The organism is Gordonia sp. LMA167 (genome assembly GCF_058130025.1).
In genome coordinates, this window is the sequence record NZ_CM176708.1 from 6,208,326 (window position 1) to 6,225,116 (window position 16,791).

A 16,791-nucleotide genomic window follows, 5' to 3' on the forward strand; every position below is an offset into this window, starting at 1 on the left:
TCGAGCGGGCCGGTGTCGGCGATCCGCCGACAGCGGGCCGCTGGAGGGTGGTTTCCAGCAGGAGTGGCTCGCGAGCAAGGCGGTTTCCAGCAGGGGCGGTCAGCAGCAGGGGGCGTTTTCAGCAGGGGCGGTCGCCAGCAGAGGTGAAGCTGCGCGGCTACGCCTCCTGCGCAGCCGGGTTGTGCTCCCCCAGCCGCGGCGGTGCCGACCGGTATGCAGCCGGGGTCGCCGAGAGCCGGATCGGGTTGGCCACCTGCCGGATCGGGGTCTCCCGCCGCGGATCGTCGATGGTGATGACCGGGTCCAGTCCCAGTCGCTCGGCCAGCGCGATCGCGTCGGCGATGTCGTTGAGCGGGCCGCACGGCACCCGCCGCTCGGTGAGCACCGCGAACCAGGCGTCGGCGGTGTCGGTGGCGAGCAACGAGTTCAGGATCTCCCCCAGCTCTTCCCGGTGGGCCACCCGCGCCTTGTTCGACGAGAACCGTTCGTCGACAGCGAGTTCCGGCCGTCCCAGCACATCGACGAGCGCGGTGAACTGACGGTCATTGCCGACGGCGAGTACGAGTGGCCGGTCCGCGGCGGCAAAGACCTCATACGGCGCGATGCTCGGGTGACGGTTGCCCATCGCGTGCGGCACGACGCCGGCCGCCACGTAACCCGACGTCTGGTTCACCAATGCGGACAGCAGCGACGAGAGCAGATTGACCTCGATCCGCTGCCCCTCGCCGGTGCGGTCCCGGTGCCGCAGAGCGGCCAGGATGCCCACGGCGGCATGCAGTCCCGTGATGACGTCGACCATCGCGACACCGACCTTCGTCGGCGTGTCCGGGTCGGGCCCGGTGATGCTCATCAGGCCGCCGACCGCCTGGATCAGCAGGTCGTAGCCGGGCAGCTGATTGTTGCCCCCGAATCCCGTGACCGAGCAGTACACGACGTCCGGATTGATCTCGCACACCGCGTCGTATCCGAGGCCCAGCCGATCCATCGTGCCGGGCATGAAGTTCTCCACCACGACGTCGGCGCGCGCCACGAGCTGTCGCGCGGCCTTGCGCCCGTGGTCATCGGTCAGGTCCAGGGCCACCGACTCCTTGTTGCGGTTGACCGACAGGAAATACGACGACTCGGCGGCGTCGGGATCTCCGACCCAGGGCGGTCCCCAGGCACGGGTGTCGTCACCGCTACCCGGCCGCTCGACCTTGATCACCTCGGCGCCGAGGTCGGCGAGCAACATCGTCGCGTACGGTCCCGCCAACACCCGACCGAAGTCGGCGATGACCAGGCCGGCGAGCGCGCCGACGCGACCGTCGACGTTGCTCACCGGAAGGCACCCTCACCGGTCAGCGCCTTGCCGATGGTCAGCTGGTGCACCTCGGAGGTGCCCTCGTAGGTGAGCACGGACTCCAGGTTGTTCGCATGACGGATCACCGGGTATTCGAGCGTGATGCCGTTGGCGCCCAGTATGGTCCGGCACTCGCGTGCGATGGCGATGGCCTCGCGGACGTTGTTGAGCTTGCCGGTGCTGACCTGCTCCGGGGTGATCTCGCCACGGTCCTTGAGCCGGCCGAGGTGATACGCCAGCAGGTGTCCCTTGCCGACCTCGAGTGCCATGTCGGCGATCTTCGTCTGGGTGATCTGGTATCCCGCAAGCGGTTTGTCGAAGACGTGGCGCGACTGGGAATAGTCGATGGCGGCCTCGAGGCAGTCGCGGGCGGCCCCCATCGCGCCGAAGATGATGCCGAACCGCGCCTCGCCCAGTGCGGTCAGCGGTCCGCGCAGACCCTCCGCCTTCGGCAGCATCGCCGACGCCGGCAGCCGGACGTCCTCGAGCACCAGCTCGGAGGTCACCGACGCACGCAGCGAGAGCTTCTTCTTGATCTCCGGCGCGGAGAAGCCGGGCGTGTCGGTTGGGACGACGAAGCCGCGGATGCCGCGCGGTGAGTCGGCGAGATCGGTCTGCGCCCACACCACCGCGACGTCGGCGATGGATCCGTTGGTGATCCACATCTTCGTGCCGTTGAGCACCCAGTCGTCACCGTCGCGCTTCGCGTTGGTCCGCATGCCGGCCGGGTTGGACCCGAAATCGGGCTCGGTCAGCCCGAAGCAACCGATGGCGTCACCGGCGGCCATCCGAGGCAGCCATTCCTGCTTCTGCTCCTCGCTGCCCCAATGATGGATCGAGAACATGGCCAGCGACCCCTGCACCGAGACCAGGCTGCGGATGCCGGAGTCGACCGCCTCGAGTTCCAGGCAGGCGAGACCATAGGCGGTCGCGCTGGTACCCGGGCACTCGTAGCCCTCGAGGTGCATACCGAGCGCGCCGAGCGACCCGAGCTCCTTGGCGATGTCACGGGCCGGCAGAGCACCGGCCTCGAACCAGTCCGCCACATGCGGCCGCAGCCGCTCGTCGGCGAACTTCCGGACGGTGTCGCGGATCGCGATCTCCTCGGAGTCGAGGAGCGAATCGAGCGCGAACAGCTCGGTCAGGGTCTGCGGTCGGGACATCGGTGCCTCCGTGGTGAGAACGATTGCAAGAACGTTTGCATCGACTAAGGTAAGTCCAACGGATGTGGTTCGTCAACGTGCGACAACCGGCCGTCGACGCGGGGAGGCAAACCGAGGATGCGTGAGACCAACAGGGCGCCGACGCTCAAGGAGATTGCCGAGCGCGCCGGTGTCCACGTCTCGACCGCATCCCGCGTCCTGCGCCAGCCGGAACCCGCCGACGGTTGGTCGGCGTCGGCGCTACGTGTCCGCGCAGTCGCCGAGCAGCTCGGCTACCAGCCCAATCTGTGGGCGGCGAGCCTGCGCACCCGCAAGACGACGACGCTCGGCGTGGTGATGACCCGCCTGACCGACGGGGTGGTCGCCACGACCTATCAGGGCATCGAGGAGGCAGCGTCACGAGCCGGCTATTCGGTCCTGCTGTCGAGCCCGCCCGATGATCTCGACGCCCAACGCCGGGCGATCGAACTGCTGGTGGGACGGCAGGTGGACGGGTTGCTCATCAGCAGCTTGCACGCGCCTGCCCGACCCTTCATCGACTCGTTGTCGATCGGGTCGGTTCCGATGATGACGGTCACCCGGCACGCCGATTCCGGGCTGCCGTTCGTCGGTGGGGACGACCGGTACGGCGGCCAGTTGGCGGCCCGGCACCTGATCGATCGCGGCTACACCGACGTCGCCGTCATCGCAGGACCCACCCACGCCACGACGGCGTCCGACCGGCTCGCAGGCTTCCTCGCGGCCGCCGCCGACGTCGGCGTGCGACTGCCACCCGACCGCATTGTCCACTCGTCGTTCGAGGTCGACGGTGGGATCGAGGCGGGCCGCACCCTGCTCGACCGGGCCGACCGCCCACGCGCGATCTTCACCGTGTCGGACACGATCGCCATCGGTGTGATGGGCGTGGCCCGCGACCTCGGCCTGCACATCCCCGACGATGTCGCCTTGATCGGCTACAACGACATACCGGTCGCTGCGCAATTGCCGGTGCCGTTGACCACGGTCCGCTCCCCTGCCCACGAGATCGGCGTCGCCGCGGTGCGCCGACTTCTGGATCTGGTGGACGGCCGCGAAGCCGAGACGATGCGCCTGCCGGTCACGCTGATGGCACGCGCGACCACCTAGCCCGGTCTCGGAAGAACAGCTCGCTTCCCGACCGGCCTTCTACTGAACCGGAGACCAGTGCGGCCGGCCTAGGGACGCTGCGCCGGAGCGACCACGTTGAACGTGATCGGCGCGGATTCCTTTTCGCCGATCTTGCCGATGGCCTGGTAGGCACCGACGGGGATCGGCACGCGCGGCTTGTCGCAGCCGGGGTTGCTGGTGGTGCCCGACCAGGTGATGGTGTCGCGCACCTGCTGCGACGGCTTGAGGTTCACGTTGTTCACCGTCTGCAGGGGCGAGCAGTCCCGCGCCGACCACAACGTCCGGGTGCCGTCGAGGTTGCGGACCACCACGTCCTGGGCGGCCTTGCCGACGTCACGGGTGCACTCGGTGAGGCCCGCATTGGTCGTCACGATGGTGAAGACCGGCTGGTCACCGGTGGTGTAGGTGGGTTTGTCGGTGTAGAGGACCACCGAGATGTTCGCGTCCGGGCACAGACCTGACGCCGGCACCGGTCCGGGTGTGCTCGAGGCGTCACCGGCCTCCGGTACCGCAGATCCCGACGCCGATGCCGACGCGTCGTTCGGGCCCCCGGCCGCGTTGTTGCCACCCGCCACACCGCCACCAGAGCCACCGCCGGACACCTCGGCGCTCGCCGACGGTTCGGAGGACTCGGTGGAATAGGCCGTCGAGGATGCGACCGATGACGCCGCCGCGGCGCTCTTCGGTTCGCCGCCGCCACTGCTGGTCGCCCATATGATCAGACCGATGATCAGACCGATCACGACGACTGCGCCACCCACCGCGACGACTCGACGTCGCCAATAGATCTCGGGTGGCAGAGGGCCGTGCGGTTCGATCACGGCCCCCACGCTAACGGCAGCCGTGAAACGACCGTCCGACCCTGCTCGGCGTGTCGCGAAACCGGCCCTGACCGGCGGAAAGTCTCAAGTAGGGGTTCAGCCCCGACGAGAAGGGTCAGCCGCGCGCGACGTCGACGATCTCCACGCCGTCGATCTGGCCGAGGACACCGCGGACATGCGCACGTCCCTCGCCGAGCTGGTAGGTCAATCCCACGATGGCGAGGCGGCCGTCGGCGACCCGGTCGGCGATGATCCGGCTGCGTTCCATCAGCTGTTGCCCGGTCTCTAGCACGTGCCGCGCCTCGAACTCGTCGACCCGGGTCAGCCCTTCACTGCGTCCGGCGAGGATGCTCGGGCTCACCTTTTCCACGAGCTCACGGATGTATCCGCCGGGGATCTGCAGATTGTCCAGAGCGTTGAGGGTGGCCTTGACCGCGCCACAACTGTCGTGACCGAGGATCGCGATCAGCGGCACCTCGAGCACCTCGGCCGCGAACTCGAGCGAACCCAGCACCGCCGCGTCGATGACCTGGCCGGCGGTACGAACGACGAACATGTCACCGAGGCCCTGATCGAAGATGATCTCCGCGGACAGCCGCGAATCCGAGCAACCGAACAACACGACATGCGGATGCTGCCCCGAGGTCAGTCGTTCGCGGTCCTCGATACCCTGACTGGGATGTTGAGAATCGCCGGCAACGAACCGATCGTTCCCGTCCTGCAGGATCTTCCAGGCCTCGGTGGGTGTCAGGTCAGTCATGACGAATAGTGTGCCATCGGCCGCCCTGCTCGGCTGGTTCGACCTCCACGAGCGCGACCTGCCGTGGCGCGAGCCCGGACTGTCCGGTTGGCAGATCCTGATCAGCGAGATCATGTTGCAGCAGACCCCGGTCTCCCGGGTGGTCGGACCGTGGCGCGAGTGGGTGACGCGCTGGCCGGTGCCGTCGGCGATGGCGGCGGCGTCGGCAGGCGAGGTGCTGCGGGCGTGGGGCAAGCTGGGCTATCCGCGACGTGCGCTCCGCCTGCACGAGTGCGCGACCGTTCTGGCCGCCGAGCATGACGACCGTGTCCCCGAGGATGTGGCGGTGATGCTGACGCTGCCGGGCATCGGCGACTACACCGCTCGCGCCGTCGCCTGTTTCGCCTACGGGCAGCCGGTCCCGGTGGTCGACACCAACGTGCGCCGGGTCATCGCCCGCGCGGTGCACGGTCGCGAACAGCCGGGCAACCCCGCACGCGCCGACCTCGGCGACGCGCAGGTGCTCCTCCCCCAGAACGCCGACGGCACCCCCGCCGACAACGCCCCACGATTCTCTGCGGCGCTCATGGAGTTGGGCGCGCTGGTCTGCACCGCCCGCAACCCCGGCTGCGACGCGTGCCCACTGACCGACTGCACCTGGGTACGACTCGGCCGTCCCGCCCACACCGGCCCCCCACGCAAGGTGCAGAAGTTCGCCGGCACCGATCGGCAGGTACGGGGACTGCTGCTCGACGTTCTGCGCGGCTCCGACAAACCGGTCACGCGCGCACAACTCGACGTCGTCTGGACCACCGACACGGCACAGCGTGACCGCGCACTCGACTCCCTCCTCGTCGACGGGCTCGTCGAGCTCACCGACAACGACCGCTATTGCCTTGCCGGGGAGGCCGATTGACCCCCGGCAGCCCGCGACTTCCACCCGGTCCCTGACGAGCGAGCCCGCAACGCACCCGGGCCCCTGAGCAGCGAGCCCGCGACGTCCACCCGGTCCCTGAGCTGCAAACGAGCCTGCAAGCGTCCACCCGGTCCCTGAGCTGACAAACGAGCCTGCGAGCGTCACCCGGTCCCTGAGGAGCCTCCGAGCCTGCGAGGATGCGTCACGAAGGGCCGACCCTTCGTGACACCCCTCCGCTGGCGCTCCGGGGTTCCTCAGGGATCGGGGTTGGACACCCCTCCGCCGGCACCCTGCCAACCCCAGCACCCGGGAGTAGAACCCCTCCGCCGGCACCCTGCCACCCGGTCCCTGAGGAGCCTCCGAGCCTGCGAGCGTCCAACCGGTCCCTGAGGAGCCTCCGAGCCTGCGAGGATGCGTCACGAAGGGCCGACCCTTCACGACGAACCCGCAGGCACCCGGAGCTCAGTGCGGTAATGCCGACAGGAAGGCCTCGACGGCTCCTCGATAGACCCAGGGCGCGTCGTCGTGCACCAGATGCCCGGCGCCCGGGACCCGCAGGTATTGCGCGCGCTGGTTGACCGAACACATCGTGCGCATCTGACCCGGCGGCGTCACCGTGTACTCGGCCTCGATCAGCAGTGCCGGCACTCGCACCGACTTCCACTGCGTCCAGAACTCGCGGCCTCCCCATTCCTCTGCGACCTCGGTCCAAACCGGCAGGCTCCCGTGCAGGCGACCTTCGTCGAAGGCCTCGTAGAAGTACCGGCCGGCCACCGCACCGAACATCTCCTGCGCGTGGTCCATCGACTCGAAGCGGTCGGGCCAGCTGTCGAACCACGGTGTCCAGGTGCGGGTGGTCTGGCCGCGGAAGTCGGGTGCCATGTCCTCGACCACCAACGCCGACACCATCTCCGGATATGTGGCCGCGGCACACCAGGCGTGCAGGCCGCCCATCGAGTGACCGATGAGCACTGCCGGGCCCTGATCGATCCACACGAGGATCTCGGCCAGATCCGCGACGAAACGTTCGGTGCTCAATTCCGCCGGGTCATCGGGCATGGCGACATCGCGGCCGGTGTGAAACGCGGCATCGAAGGTGAACACGCGGCCGTGTCGTCGCAGCCACGGGATCTGGCGACGCCACGTGCGACCGCGCCCCATCAGACCGTGCAACAACACGATGGGCCCGACTCCGTGCATCGGCTGACCGTCCGGTGTCATCGGACCGCCGTGATCGAGCAATCCGATGTCGGCTGTGGCACCGCCGATCCCGTCGTTCGGCGTGGTGGGCATGGCGGTCACGGACTCAAGGGTATGCCGCGGTGCATTCGATTCTGGGGAACCGTTTCAGTCGGGCGTCACGTCGACGGTGATGTCCACCTTGTCCGGATAGAACGCGACGTGCCCGGCGATGTCGGCGACGGCATCGTAGGGCTCGCGGTAGGTCCACACGGCATCCTCGACGACCCCGCCGTCGACGACGATGTCGTAGTAGTTGCAGTCGCCTTTGAAGGGGCAGTAGGTCGTCGTGTCGCTGTCGCGCAGCAGCGACGTGTCGACGTCGGCGAGCGGCACGTAATGCACCGGCCGATACCGCGCCTCGCGCAGGGTGTGCGCGTTCGCGGTGTCGGCCACGACGACCTCGCCGACACGGACGACGACCCTGGTGCCCGTCGGGGACACCGTGATCGGGTGATCCGGTCCTGGTATCAGCTTCTGGCGCGACATCGAAACTCCGATCCGAGGCGAAACGTCGTTGGTGAAAGAACTGATGTTCGTCTCCAGCGTGCCAGTAGGCTGACCCCATGGCTGTTGTGAAGATCAATGCGATCTCTGTCCCCGAAGGTGCCGGACCCGAGCTCGAGAAGCGTTTCGCCAACCGAGCACACTCGGTCGACGGTTCCAAGGGATTCCTGGGTTTCCAGTTGCTGCGCCCCGTCAAGGGCGACGACCGGTATTTCGTGGTGACCCAGTGGGAATCCGAGGAGGACTTCCAGGCGTGGGCCTCGGGTCCCGCCCGCGAAGCCCACTCGGGTGAGCGCGCCAAGCCTGTGGCCAGCGGGGCAGACCTACTCGAGTTCGAGGTCGTGCTCGACGCCAAACCGTCGACCTGACGGTTGCGCATGACCGACTCGCCGGTGACACCGATGTTCCCGCTGGGAACCGCCCTGCTGCCCGGCGAGCCGCTCCCTCTGCGGATCTTCGAACCGCGCTACCGACAGATGCTGTCCGACTGCCTCGGCACGTCGGCGGAGTCGGGCCGATTCGGGCCGGCGCCGGGAGCGGAGCGAGCGGGCCGATTCGGGCCGGCGCCGGGAGCGGAGCGAGCGGGCCGATTCGGGCCGGCGCCGGGAGCGGAGCGAGCGGGCCGATTCGGTGTCGTCCTGATCGCACGCGGGCATGAGGTGGGCGGCGGTGACGTCCGCTACGACGTCGGCACCTTCGCCCGCATCGAGAATCTGCTGCAGCAACCGGATGGACGCGCTTCGTTGACCTGCACGGGCACCGAGCGGTTTCGTGTCGTCGAGTGGTTGCCCGACGATCCGTATCCTCGGGCGATCATCACCCCGCTGCCGGACCCGGTGATCTCCCGCGCAGACCATCCACGCCTGATCGAGCTGGGCCAGGCGTTGCGCGCGTTCGTCGACGAGGTGGCCGAAACTCAGCCGGACGCCGTCCCGGTCGATCTGCCGGCCTTCGATCTCGACGACGTAATCGAGGCCGGCCTGTTCGCGTGGGCGATCCGGCTGCCGATCGGTGCGGCGGATCGTCAGCGGCTCCTCGAGTGCGATTCGGTCGCCGATCAGGTCGCGGTTCTCGACGATGTGCTCGAGGGGTTGACGGCGATGATCCGGTTCGGTCGCTGACGCTCCCGACCTCGGAACCGGGCCACCCCTGGCCGCGAAGTTAGAACGTGTTCTAGTATCGGTTGTGGAGTAGTTCACACCGAACGCACGGGGGTCGAGCCCCCGTGGACCCACGTCGTTCTAGGAGCACATTCATGACCGAGACCGTCGAGTCCCGTCCACCTTCCACCCTCGTCGGCGCCGGAGACCAGCCCCAGCTGTTCATCGGGGGGCAGTGGGTCGATCCACATTCGACCGAGACGCTCGAGGTGTTCTCACCGGCCACCGGGGAACGTGTCGGATCGGTCCCGCTTGCCGACAAGGTGGATGTCGACACCGCGGTCCAGCGGGCGCGCGCCGCCTTCGACTCCGGCATCTGGAGCCAGACCCCGGCGGCCGACCGCGCCGCCGTGCTCAACCGGGCGGCCGAGCTGATCAACGAACGCACCGCCGACATAACCAACCTGGTGTCGGCCGAGATGGGCGCGACCCCGACCGACGTCGCCACTCTGCAACAGCTGCCCGCGACCGGTGTGCTGCAGGGATACGCCGCGGCCGCCGCCGATTTCCCGTGGGAGGAGAAGCGCACCGGTCTGTTCGGCGAGACCCTGGTGACCCGCGAGGCCGTCGGTGTCGTCGGCGCGATCATCGCCTGGAATGTGCCACTGTTCCTGCTGTGCAACAAGTTCGGTCCCGCCCTGGCCGCGGGCTGCTCGATCGTGTTGAAGCCGGCGCCCGAGACACCGCTGAACGCCAACCTGCTCGCACAGATCTTTGTCGAGGCCGGCGTCCCGGAGGGTGTCATCTCGGTGGTGCCCGGGAACGTCGAGACCGGCAAGGCGCTCGTCGACCACCCCGACGTCGACAAGATCACCTTCACCGGCTCGACGGCGGCCGGCCGCGCGATCGCCGCGCGGTGCGGCGAGACCCTGAAGCGCTGTTCGCTCGAACTCGGCGGCAAGTCGGCGGCCATCGTCCTCGATGACGTCGACCTCGACGCCAACATCCACATGCTGGTGTTCTCGGCGGGCCTGATCAATGCCGGCCAGGCCTGTGTCGCGCAGACGCGCGTGCTGGTCCCCCGGTCGCGGCACGACGAGATCGTGGCCGCGATGGTCGAAACCGCCAAGTCGTTCACGCCGGGCCTGCCGACGGCCGAGGGCACAATGCTCGGTCCGATCATCACCGCCAAGCAGCGCGACAAGGTCGAGGGCTACGTCGCCAAGGGCAAGGAAGAAGGCGCGACAGCAGTCCTGGAGGGCACTCGGCCCGAGGGCCTCGAGAACGGCTTCTATGTGACGCCCACGATCTTCACCGGCGTCACCAACGACATGACCATCGCCCGCGAGGAGATCTTCGGACCGGTGATCAGCGTGATCGCCTACGACGAGGTCGACGAGGCCATCGCCATCGCAAATGACTCCGACTATGGTCTGGCCGGCTCGATCTGGACCTCCGACGTCGAGCGCGGCGTCGAGATCGCCAGGCAGGTCCGTACCGGCACCCTCGGGATCAACTGGTACGCAATCGATCCCGCGTCCCCCTTCGGCGGCTACAAGAACTCCGGCATCGGGCGCGAGAACGGCCGCGAAGGGCTCGAGTCCTACCTGGAGCACAAGTCGATCCTCATGCCGATGGGATATTCTTCCGAATCCTGATCTCTCACAGGGGAAGTGGGGTCGGTCGCCGACGGCGGCCGACCCCTTTTCTTGTGTAAGGAATGTGGGGGCGGCCCTTCGTGACGCTCGCAAGCTCGCTCCTCAGGGAGCGACAGGACGCTCGCAAGCTCGCTCCTCAGGGAGCGACAGGACGCTCGCAAGCTCGCTCCTCAGGGACCGACAGGACGCTCGCAAGCTCGCTCCTCAGGGACCGACAGGACGCTCGCAAGCTCGCTCCTCAGGGAGCTGGTGGTGAACCACTGGCACCAAAGAACGAGTCCACCGACTGCTGAACCCGGACGCGGGAGCCAATCCACCGCCCCCTGAGGAGCCCGCGACGAAGGAGCGTGCGTCACGAAGGGCCGCCCCTTCGTGACGCTCGCAAGCTCGCTCCTCAGGGACCGACAAGGACGCTCGCAAGCTCGCTCCTCAGGGACCGACAGGACGCTCGCAAGCTCGCTCCTCAGGGACCGACAGGACGCACGCAAGCTCGCGCCTCAGGGAGCGACAGGACGCACGCAAGCTCGCGCCTCATGGAGCGACAGGACGCTCGCAAGCTCGCGCCACAGGAACCAGGTGGAGTCAGCCCGCCGGTGCCGCCGAGGGTGACGGGGTTGCGGACGGCGTTGCCGACGCGCTCGGGGCCGGCAGCGGCACCGCGCCCGGCGGGGGCGTGTCGGTCTGCTCGATGCGGCTGCGGAACGAATCGTCGGTGATCACGTCGATGCCGTTGATCATCCAACGGCCGTCCTGCTTCACCATCGAGAACGTGAGGCGGCTGGGATCGACGCGCACGAGCTCCTTGTCGTTGCGGGTCACCGACTGGTTCATGAAGATCAGGACAGTCGAGGTGTCCTTGGTGTTGGTCACAACGCCGGCGTCCTGAATGGTCACCGCGGACACCACGTTCTGCTTGCGGACCTCGGCGGCGAGATTGTTCTTGGTGACCAGGTCGTCGTACGTGGGTTTCGCGGGACCGGTCACCACGTCCATCGACTCATCGATGTGCTGACTGACGTTGTCCGGCGTGTAGCCGAACATCGTGGTGGCGTACTGCTTTGCCGCCGCGAGTGACGAATCCCGCGCCTCCTCGGTGGCGCGCGCGTCGAAGAACCGTAGGCCGAGGAAGACCGCGACAGCCGCGGAGGCGACCACCAGGACCACGAGGGTTGCCGCGACGACACGGCCGGTCGTGATCTTCATCTAGGTCACCCACTCGAAATTGGTCATCTTCAGGTCACCGTTGATGCGGGTCATCTGGACCCGCCAGCGGAACGTCTGAACGATCGTCTGCTCCTTGGGATCCGGGTTGTTCATCTGCCACCCGTAGACGACGATCACGGTGCCTTCGTCTGGTTCTGCCTTGGTGACCGCGTCGGACAGGATTGTGGTCTTCGTTGTGATCTTCTCGTCCTTGATCAGGCCGACCGCCTGCTTCATGGAGTCCTGCATCTGCTGCTGCGCTTTGCCACTTGTCTTGTCTTGCAGCGTTTTCAATGCACCGTCAACGTTGTCAGGGTTGAGTGAGGTGAGGTTGACGATCATCTGGTCAGCGAAGTCCGAGTACTCGGCGCGCAGCGCATTCTTGTCGTCGTACCGGTTGATTCCGACCGCGAAGACGATCGATGCCGCAACGCAGGCGAGGATCGCGACGCCACACACGACACCCAGCACGATCCGCCGCGCCTTCGACGAGTTGGCACCGCGGTAGCGGACCGGCGAACCGTCGGCCGCTCCTTCCCCGACCCGCCTGTCCCGGCCCCGACGCTGCGCGGCTTTGCGTGCACGCCTGCGCTCCCGGTAGCCGATGCTCCGTTCACTCGGCGGAGCACCGCCGTCCATGCCCTCGGCCGCGGGCTCCTCGACCGTCGGTTGCTCGGCTGTCCCCGCCTCGGCTCGCGATCCCACGGCCTCGGGTTCCTCAGCCTTGGACTCGTCAGCCCTGGATTCGTCAGCCCTGGATTCGTCAGCCTTGGATTCGTCGGCGTCGTGATCGGAGGCGGGTTCGGCCGCATTCGGTTCCTCTGCGCGGCCGGACTTCTTGCGTCCCCGCCCGATGGGAGCTTTGCGAACGGGGGCGCGACGCACCGGGCCGGACGGATCGGACGCTTCCGGCACCGCCGTCTCCTGCACCGCGGTCTCCTGAGCGTCGGTCTCCGACGCCTCGGTCTCCTGCGCCGCGGTCTCCGACGCCTCGAGCTCCTGCGGGGGCGTCTCGCCGTCGTTCTGTGCTGCGCTGGAGTCGGATTGCTCCGACGTCACTTCTGCACGGTCTTCGTTATCAGGCTCTGCCATGTGGTGTCTTGTCCTTGCGAATCCTGTCCGAGACCGGCGTTGTACGTCTTGCCGTCCGGACCGATGTAGTCACCCGTTTTCGGATCGTACGGGGTGGCGTAGACCGCGGGCCCCGGGGTGTAGTTCGATGGCGTCGCCTGTGTGGTCTGGCCGGCGGGCTGACCTGTCGCGGGTTGCCCGGGAACCTTGAGCCCGAACGGCAGACCCTGCGGGAAGGGGACATTCTCCCCGACCGCCTTGTAACCCGTCCGGCATTCCTCCGGTGTCGACGCTCGACGGCCCGGAAACTCCGCGCACGGGAAGTTGCGGGCGCCGCGGACGGCGACGTTGGAGTCCTGCGGCACCCGGCACAGCATGCCGGGCGGAATGTCGCGCGCGGTCTGGATCGCCGGTGACCGCCACTGGCTTGCAGGCATGAACCCGACGGTACAGGTCCCCGGATCCTGGAATCCCAACGCGAAGTCCACGTTCGCGCCGTACTGTCCGTTCTCGGTGTTCAACGCGGTCAGCAGCGATGCCATCAGTCGCGGATAGATCACGACGATCTGCTGCAGGTTCGGGTGATAGACCGCCAGCGTCTTCGACGTCACACCCAGGTTCGCGATCAGCATCGGCAGGGTCTGGTTCATCGACTCGAAGAGCTGCTGTGTTTGGGATGCCGTCGACGGCCCCTTCGACAGGATGTCGGTGATCTCCGGGTCGTTGGCGCGCAGCTGGTCGGTGAACTTGGTGACATCGGCTGTCCACGAGCGGATCTCGTCCGTCGTGGCGGACTGAGTGGCCAGCAACGGCCCGGCCTGGTCCACCAGATCCAGCAGCTGATCGGTGTTCTTCGTTGCGTCGTCGACGAGCAACGTCATCGAGTCCAGCAACCGCTGCAGTTCCTCACCGGTGCCGTTGAATGCGACGAACGCCTCGTCCATCACCGATCGCAGTTTGGTGTCGCCGACCTTCTCGAGCAGAGCGTTCGCCTGATCGAGCATGCTGGAGATCTCCACGGGCACATCGTCACTGGTGACGACCGAACCTTCGTGCAGATACCCGGACGGCCCGTCGGGAACGGGGGTGAACTCGACATACTGCTCACCGATCGCGGACACGCTGCGAACAGCCGCATTCGACGACGCCGGGATCTGCGCGTCGCTGCCGATCGAGAGTTCCGCCTGCACACCGTTCTCGGTCAACCGGACGCCTGTCACCTTGCCGACGTCGACGCCGCGGAAGCTCACGTTGGCGTTCTGGTAGAGCCCTCCGGTGCTGGGCAGTTGGAGTTCGACCCGATACTGACCGATACCGAACATCGCCGGAACGCGGATGTAGTACACCGCGACCGCGATCAGGGCAACCACCGTGACGATGGAGAAGATGAGCAACTGGATGCGGACGAACCGGGTGATCTTCATCAGTTACCCCCGTCCTTGTCCTTCTTCGGCTGCATGCCCGCAGGACTCAGCGGCGAGGTGAACGGGTCGAGTCCACGTTTGGCCGCTCCTGCCTGTTGGCCGACGATCCCCTCCGGACCGACCAGGCCGACCGAGGACGCCAGTCCTCGGGACAGTCGGCCAAAGGAGAGATCGAGGACGAGATCGGCGTTGACGTAGTCGCCCTTCACGATCTTCGGGATCGCCTCCTCGTAGAACGGGAACGTCAGGAAGATGCCGAGCGACTGGGTCAGGGCCGGGCCGGTCGCCGCGAGCTGATCGAGCACCGGCGACAGCTTCGACACGATCGTCTTGATGTCCTGATCGTTGGCGTTGATGATGTCGTTGCTCGTCTTCGACAGCTTGCCGAGCGCGGCGAGGGTGTCGGTGAACTGCTGGCGCTGATCGACGAGCAGACCCAGGATCGACGGGGCGTCGGCGAGTGCCTTCTCCACCGTCGGGGTCTGCGCGTTGATCGCGGCCGACAGCCGGTCGAGTCCCTCCGTCGCACGAATGATGTTGGCCTTCTGCCGGTTCAGGTCGCCGATCAGAGTGTTCAGCCGCGGCACGAGTTCGCGGATCACGTCCTGCCGATCGGTCAGCACGTCGTTCATCTCGTGCACGATGTCGCCGAACTGGGCGAGGCCGCCGCCGTTGAGCACCACCGACAACGAACTCAGCACCTGCTCGGTGGTCGGGTAGGTACAGGCCGCAACCTGCTGGGCCGAGTTGATGTCCGGCACCGCGGGCACGTCCGGATCGGTCGTGATGTTCGCCTGCTCCGGACATTTCGTCAGCGGGATCTGGTCCCCCGGCGCCAACACCCCGCCGGTCGGTTTCTCCGGCTGCACGATCTGCAGATGCGACGACCCGAGCACGCTGGTCATCCCCACCATCACGTGAGACCCCTTCGGCACGGTGACACCCTCGTCGAGACGGATGCCCACCTGCGCGTTCCAGTCCTTGACCTCGATCTTGCCGACGCTGCCCACCGTCGCGTCGTCGATCATCACCGGCGCATTCGACTCCAGACCTGCGGCGGTGGGGATCATCGCCGAGATCTCGTAGGACCCGGTTCCGGTGCCCTGCGCTCCGGGCATCGCCATGCTGTTGAGGCCCTGGAAGCCGCACGCCGACGCGGTGGCCATCACCGCGGCGAGGACCAGCGCCACACCCACTCGGCGCATCAGCCCTCACCCCCGAAAGGTACGAGCAGATTGCCGAGGGCCCCGCCGCCGTTGTCCTTGCGCGTCTGGGCATCCTGCTGGCGGATGCCGGCCTGTGCCCGGGCCTTGACGCTCGCGTTCTGGTACTGGATCTGGTCCGGCCGCGCGTTGATGCCGGTGACCGGGTTGGTGAGGAACGGCGGATAGTTCATCGAGATCGACGACAGCACCGGCGCCAACACGTCGACGCACTTCTCCACCTCGGCCTCACTCTGGCCGGGCCGATCGTTGGCCTGCATGGTTCCGCACAGCAGGGTGATCAGGTTGGCACCCATGCCGAGACCGAAGATGCCCGACAATGATCCGGTGAGCGGGTTGTAGATGTTGTAGAAGTTCGCGAGCTGATTCGGCCCGGAGTGCAGCAGACCGCGGATCTGTTCGTCCTTGTCGGCGAGGATCTTGGTCGCGTCGGACAGTTTGCTGACCGACCCCGAGAGGGTCTTGCCGTTCGTGTCGATGAAGTTCTGCACATCGCTCAAGGCACTGTCGAGGTTGTGCAGCGCGCCGTTGAGCGCGTCGGTGTTGCCGGCCAGCACGCTGCTGACCGACGCGATCCGGCCGTTGAACTGGACGAGCTGTTCGTGACTCGTGGACAGCGCCTGGGTCAGCTTCTGGAGGCTGCGCACCGTCGCGAACAGATCGCCACGCCCCGCCGACAGCGTGCCCATGACATCGGAGAGTTGTTTGATCGACTCGTTGAGCGCGGCGCCGTTGCCGTCGAGGTTCTGATCGGCGACGTCGATCAGCTTGGCGGCCGACCCCGGATCGGCGCCCTTCGGTCCGACGGCCTTGGTCAGCTTGGTCAGTTCCTTCTTGATGTCGTCCCATTCGACCGGGACCGCGGTGCGCTCCATCGGGATGTCCGCGCCGTCGGTCATCTTCGGCCCGTCCGTATACACCGGCGTGAGCTGGATGAATCGGCCCGACACCAGACTCTGCGCCACCACGACGGCCTTTGCGTCGACCGGGACCGGCGTGTCCTTGTCGACCCGCATGGTGACCTTCACGTCGCCGTCGCGCGGTGAGATCGACGCCACCTTGCCGACGTTGACGCCCAGCACCCGCACCGGATCCCCGTTGTAGAGCCCGGTGACCGACGGGAAGTAGGCGGTGATGGTGTTCGTCGTGGCACGGGTGATGCCGAAGTAGCCCGCGACGATCACCAGGATCGCGAGCACGACGGCGGCCATCACCTGCCAGACCCGTTTGCCGACACCCATG

General features: G+C 67.2%; 16 protein-coding genes. 5 read left to right on the plus strand and 11 right to left on the minus strand.

Annotated elements, in window-relative coordinates; translation table 11 throughout:
* Window positions 1–157 precede the first annotated feature (157 nt).
* Window positions 158–1,318, minus strand: a complete 1,161-nt coding sequence (locus ACVT6V_RS27845; protein ID WP_489897286.1) for a CaiB/BaiF CoA transferase family protein — start codon at window positions 1,316–1,318, stop codon at window positions 158–160.
* Window positions 1,315–2,502 carry an acyl-CoA dehydrogenase family protein gene (locus ACVT6V_RS27850; RefSeq protein WP_489897287.1) on the minus strand — a complete coding sequence of 396 codons (1,188 nt, stop codon included), beginning with the start codon at window positions 2,500–2,502 and terminating at the stop codon, window positions 1,315–1,317. Before ACVT6V_RS27850 ends, ACVT6V_RS27845 begins: the two co-directional genes overlap by 4 nt.
* A gap of 117 nt (window positions 2,503–2,619) precedes the next feature.
* Between ACVT6V_RS27850 and ACVT6V_RS27855 the strand changes: the two genes are divergently transcribed.
* On the plus strand, window positions 2,620–3,627 hold the full coding sequence (locus tag ACVT6V_RS27855) for a LacI family DNA-binding transcriptional regulator (protein ID WP_489897288.1): 1,008 nt from the start codon (window positions 2,620–2,622) through the stop codon (window positions 3,625–3,627).
* 68 nt (window positions 3,628–3,695) lie between these two features.
* Here the strand turns inward: ACVT6V_RS27855 and ACVT6V_RS27860 are convergent, their stop codons facing one another.
* Together ACVT6V_RS27860 and ACVT6V_RS27865 are read right to left on the minus strand one after the other, a co-directional pair.
* Window positions 3,696–4,469 (minus strand): hypothetical protein, encoded by a 774-nt coding sequence (locus ACVT6V_RS27860; RefSeq protein ID WP_489897289.1) that lies wholly within the window; start codon window positions 4,467–4,469, stop codon window positions 3,696–3,698.
* 115 nt (window positions 4,470–4,584) lie between these two features.
* Window positions 4,585–5,229, minus strand: a complete 645-nt coding sequence (locus ACVT6V_RS27865) for a carbonic anhydrase (RefSeq protein WP_489897290.1) — start codon at window positions 5,227–5,229, stop codon at window positions 4,585–4,587.
* On the opposite strand from ACVT6V_RS27865, the gene ACVT6V_RS27870 reads away from it, so the two are divergent.
* Window positions 5,228–6,124: an HhH-GPD family protein gene (locus tag ACVT6V_RS27870; protein ID WP_489897291.1), complete on the plus strand. Its 897-nt coding sequence runs from the start codon at window positions 5,228–5,230 to the stop codon at window positions 6,122–6,124. The two genes, ACVT6V_RS27865 and ACVT6V_RS27870, sit on opposite strands and share 2 nt — an antisense overlap.
* Before the next feature lie 462 nt (window positions 6,125–6,586).
* On the opposite strand, the gene ACVT6V_RS27875 is transcribed toward ACVT6V_RS27870, so the two are convergent.
* Together ACVT6V_RS27875 and ACVT6V_RS27880 are read right to left on the minus strand one after the other, a co-directional pair.
* Window positions 6,587–7,417, minus strand: a complete 831-nt coding sequence (locus ACVT6V_RS27875; RefSeq protein WP_489901046.1) for an alpha/beta fold hydrolase — start codon at window positions 7,415–7,417, stop codon at window positions 6,587–6,589.
* A gap of 54 nt (window positions 7,418–7,471) precedes the next feature.
* Window positions 7,472–7,852: a DUF427 domain-containing protein gene (locus ACVT6V_RS27880; RefSeq protein WP_489897292.1), complete on the minus strand. Its 381-nt coding sequence runs from the start codon at window positions 7,850–7,852 to the stop codon at window positions 7,472–7,474.
* A 77-nt stretch (window positions 7,853–7,929) separates the two neighbouring features.
* On the opposite strand from ACVT6V_RS27880, the gene ACVT6V_RS27885 reads away from it, so the two are divergent.
* From ACVT6V_RS27885 to ACVT6V_RS27895, 3 genes are all read left to right on the plus strand, one after another.
* Complete coding sequence (locus tag ACVT6V_RS27885) at window positions 7,930–8,238, plus strand: antibiotic biosynthesis monooxygenase family protein (RefSeq protein ID WP_489897293.1); 309 nt, start codon at window positions 7,930–7,932, stop codon at window positions 8,236–8,238.
* Window positions 8,239–8,271: 33 nt separating this feature from the next.
* A complete protein-coding gene (locus ACVT6V_RS27890; RefSeq protein WP_489901047.1) occupies window positions 8,272–8,991 on the plus strand; it encodes an LON peptidase substrate-binding domain-containing protein in 720 nt (239 codons plus the stop codon).
* Between the two features lie 134 nt (window positions 8,992–9,125).
* Window positions 9,126–10,628 carry an aldehyde dehydrogenase gene (locus tag ACVT6V_RS27895; protein WP_489897294.1) on the plus strand — a complete coding sequence of 501 codons (1,503 nt, stop codon included), beginning with the start codon at window positions 9,126–9,128 and terminating at the stop codon, window positions 10,626–10,628.
* A gap of 582 nt (window positions 10,629–11,210) precedes the next feature.
* Here the strand turns inward: ACVT6V_RS27895 and ACVT6V_RS27900 are convergent.
* The 5 genes from ACVT6V_RS27900 to ACVT6V_RS27920 are packed head-to-tail and all read right to left on the minus strand — an operon-like array spanning window position 11,211 to window position 16,790.
* A complete protein-coding gene (locus ACVT6V_RS27900; protein ID WP_489897295.1) occupies window positions 11,211–11,831 on the minus strand; it encodes a hypothetical protein in 621 nt (206 codons plus the stop codon).
* Entirely contained in the window at window positions 11,832–12,923 is a 1,092-nt protein-coding gene (locus tag ACVT6V_RS27905) for an Rv1363c family protein (RefSeq protein WP_489897296.1), read from the minus strand.
* Window positions 12,887–14,326 (minus strand): MCE family protein, encoded by a 1,440-nt coding sequence (locus ACVT6V_RS27910; protein ID WP_489897297.1) that lies wholly within the window; start codon window positions 14,324–14,326, stop codon window positions 12,887–12,889. The genes ACVT6V_RS27905 and ACVT6V_RS27910 overlap by 37 nt, the downstream gene beginning before the upstream one ends.
* On the minus strand, window positions 14,326–15,531 hold the full coding sequence (locus tag ACVT6V_RS27915) for an MlaD family protein (RefSeq protein WP_489897298.1): 1,206 nt from the start codon (window positions 15,529–15,531) through the stop codon (window positions 14,326–14,328). The genes ACVT6V_RS27910 and ACVT6V_RS27915 overlap by 1 nt, the downstream gene beginning before the upstream one ends.
* Entirely contained in the window at window positions 15,531–16,790 is a 1,260-nt protein-coding gene (locus tag ACVT6V_RS27920) for an MCE family protein (protein WP_489897299.1), read from the minus strand. The genes ACVT6V_RS27915 and ACVT6V_RS27920 overlap by 1 nt, the downstream gene beginning before the upstream one ends.
* Window position 16,791 lies beyond the last annotated feature (1 nt).